Source organism: Robiginitalea sp., assembly GCF_049588695.1.
GTDB lineage: Bacteria > Bacteroidota > Bacteroidia > Flavobacteriales > Flavobacteriaceae > Robiginitalea.
In genome coordinates this window covers 1-3,110 of the sequence record NZ_JBAVZJ010000167.1, presented here as the reverse complement: position 1 = coordinate 3,110, position 3,110 = coordinate 1, and the positions used below count along the sequence as shown (strand labels likewise).

Annotated in this window: 3 protein-coding genes; all 3 read right to left on the bottom strand. The window is 46.8% G+C overall.

Annotation, left to right across the window (positions count from 1 at the left end; all coding sequences use genetic code 11):
* The coding region (pyrH, locus tag WBV75_RS04000) for a UMP kinase (protein WP_424119361.1) at positions 1-656 on the bottom strand (656 nt) is incomplete at its 3' end.
* A 163-nt stretch (positions 657-819) separates the two neighbouring features.
* Positions 820-1,644: a translation elongation factor Ts gene (gene tsf, locus WBV75_RS03995; protein WP_424119360.1), complete on the bottom strand. Its 825-nt coding sequence runs from the start codon at positions 1,642-1,644 to the stop codon at positions 820-822.
* Between the two features lie 64 nt (positions 1,645-1,708).
* Entirely contained in the window at positions 1,709-2,866 is a 1,158-nt protein-coding gene (gene rpsB, locus WBV75_RS03990) for a 30S ribosomal protein S2 (RefSeq protein ID WP_424119359.1), read from the bottom strand.
* Between the last annotated feature and the right edge of the window lie 244 nt (positions 2,867-3,110).

Sequence of the window (3,110 nt, the reverse complement as noted above, 5' to 3'; positions counted from 1 at the left end):
TTTCCTTTTTTTTTCATATAAAAAACGACATTGGGTAATTCATTTTCCTGACTGAGGGTAAAGGCCGTAGTGTCCATTACTTTCAGGCCTTTGCGCAGTACGTCTTCAAAGCTTATTTTATCAAACTTGGTAGCGGATTTGTCCTTTTCCGGGTCACTGGTGTAAATTCCATCTACCCGGGTTCCTTTAAGGATCACATCAGCTTCTATCTCGATAGCCCGAAGAACTGCTGCTGAATCGGTCGTAAAATAGGGATTTCCCGTGCCTCCTCCGAAAATAACAACCCGGCCTTTTTCCAGGTGGCGCATCGCACGCCGGCGGATAAAGGGTTCGGCCACCTCATTGATTTTAATGGCCGATTGTAAACGCGTATCGACCCCTTTATTCTCAAGGGCCGATTGCAGGGCGAGTCCGTTGATAATGGTAGCCAGCATACCCATATGGTCTCCCTGTACACGGTCCATACCTTCGCTGGCCCCGGAAACTCCACGGAAAATGTTGCCTCCTCCGATAACAATAGCCACTTCAATTCCCAAATCGCTGACCTCTTTGATCTCTCCGGCATAGGAATCCAGTCTGGCCGGGTCAATGCCGTATTGTTGATCGCCCATCAGGGCTTCCCCGCTGAGTTTTAAGAGTATCCGTTTATATCGCATGGAATTGGGCTTGATTTCCGACAAAAATAATCAAAATTATGAGAGCACTTCCCACCTTTATGGATTCAAAAGAGGTCGATGGGGCTTCTTTGGGATTGTGAACGGGGACATAAAAAAAGCGCCCCGGTTCAGGGCGCTTTAAAATTCAAAATGTTGTGAGTGCTTAGCCCAGTGCTACGCGCACAAAGCTGGTAACTTCCAGGTTGGGAGCCGCCGATTTCACATAATCGGAAACACTCATTTTACTGTCCTTGATAAAGTCCTGGTTTACCAGGGTATTATCTTTGAAGAACCGCTTGAGTTTTCCCGCTGCGATTTTGTCGAGCATGGCTTCCGGTTTTCCTTCCTGGCGCAATTGATCTTTGGCGATTTCGATTTCTTTGTCGATTGTATCCTGATCAACGCCCGCCTCATTCAAAGCCACAGGATTCATCGCTGCTGCCTGCATGGCGATATCCTTGGCTACTGTAGCTGCGTTGTCAACAGCTTCAGAAAGGCCTACAAGGGTAGCTATCTTATTGCCGGCGTGAATATAAGACCCTACGAATGGGGCGCTCAGGTGGTCAAAACCACCGATTTCAATCTTCTCGCCAATAACTCCTGTCTGTTCAAGCAGTTTCTCCTGAACACTCAGACCATTGAAGTCTGCGCCCAAAAAGGCTTCCTTAGAATCGTAATTCATCGCCAGTTCAGCCAGCTCATTTGCCAGGGTGATAAAACTCTCATTCTTGGCCACAAAGTCTGTTTCGCAATTCAGGGAAATAACCACTCCTTTGTCGTTGGCTTCATTCACTTTCGCAATAGCAGCTCCTTCTGAAGAATCGCGGTCAGCGCGCTTTGCCGCTACTTTTTGTCCTTTTTTACGAAGGATTTCAACGGCTTTTTCAAAATCCCCTTCGGCTTCCACCAGGGCATTTTTACAATCCATCATTCCGGCTCCGGTACTCTTCCGTAATTTATTTACGTCAGCTGCGGTAATTTTTACCATGTCTTATACTTTTATTGGAATCCTGAGACTCCGTTTAACCATTAAAATAAAAATCAGAGAGGTCTTATTCAACGCCTCCTTTTACATTTTCCTGCCATTCTTTGAGTTCCTCCAGTTTTCCTTCAGCGACCATTTTGGCCTGTTTCGGCCAGCTGCCCGGGTCCAGGTGCGATAGTCTTGAACTCGCTTCGGTAAGAACTTCTTTGATACGCTCCGGGTCGGCCCCTGAAAGGATCTCAAATGAATTCATTCCTGCATTTAAAAGAGCCTCTGCAGTTTTAGGGCCAATTCCCTCTATAATAGTGAGGTCGATGTCCGTAGTGGCTGCCTTTTCCTTTTTAGGGGCTTCAGGTTTTGCCTCGTCTGCAGCTACGGCTTCTTTCTCCGGAGCGGCTTTGGCTTCCTCTTTTGCCTCAGCTTTCACTTCTTTAGCAGGAGCGGCTTTAGCCTCCTCCTTTACCTCAGCTTTGGCTTCTTTCGCTGGTTGGGGTGCGTCTGACGATTTACCTTCCTTCTCAGCTGCTTTTTCGGATTTGCGTTCAGCCAGGCCTTCGGCAATTGCCTTGGTCACCTCGGTCATAATTATGGCGATGGACTTCGAAGCGTCGTCATTCGAAGGAATCACGTAGTCGATAGGCTTGGGATCAGAATTGGTATCCACCATTGCAAAAATCGGGATGTTCAGCTTTTCAGCTTCTTTAACCGCGATGTGCTCCCGCATGGTATCTACTACAAAAATAGCTCCGGGAAGGCGGGTCATATCAGAAATAGAACCCAGGTTTTTTTCCAGTTTGGCCCTCAGACGCTCAACTTGTAACCGTTCTTTTTTGGAGAGGGTATCAAAGGTACCGTCCTTTTTCATACGGTCGATAGAAGTCATTTTCTTAACAGCCTTCCGAATGGTGACAAAGTTGGTCAGCATTCCACCGGGCCAGCGCTCGGTAATGTAAGGCATGTTCACTGCGGAGACTTTTTCGGCCACAATGTCTTTAGCCTGTTTTTTAGTCGCTACAAAAAGGATTTTCCTGCCGGAAGCCGCAATTTTCTTGAGTGCTTCCGAGGCCTCGTCCAGTTTGGCAACGGTTTTATAAAGGTTGATAACGTGGATTCCATTGCGCTCCATATAGATGTAAGGCGCCATGTTCGGATTCCATTTACGGGTGAGGTGTCCAAAATGCACCCCAGCTTCTAAAAGATCTTTTACTTCAGCTTCAGTAGCCATGCTTATTTATTTAGTTTACGTTCTTTGTAAGCGCAACAACAAAGTGGTAGTCCGCAGGAGTTAATCCCGTCAGACATGCCTTTGTCGTTTAGATGCTAAACCAAATCGGCTCCGGTTCCTTTACTAAAAGGATTTTTTCCGGGCTGTACTAGTTTCTCCCAAGAGAACTTATCAAGGAACAGGGTTAATAGTGTCCTGCCAGTGCAGGGATATCAAAAACAATTCCTTCCGGAAAACCGGAAGG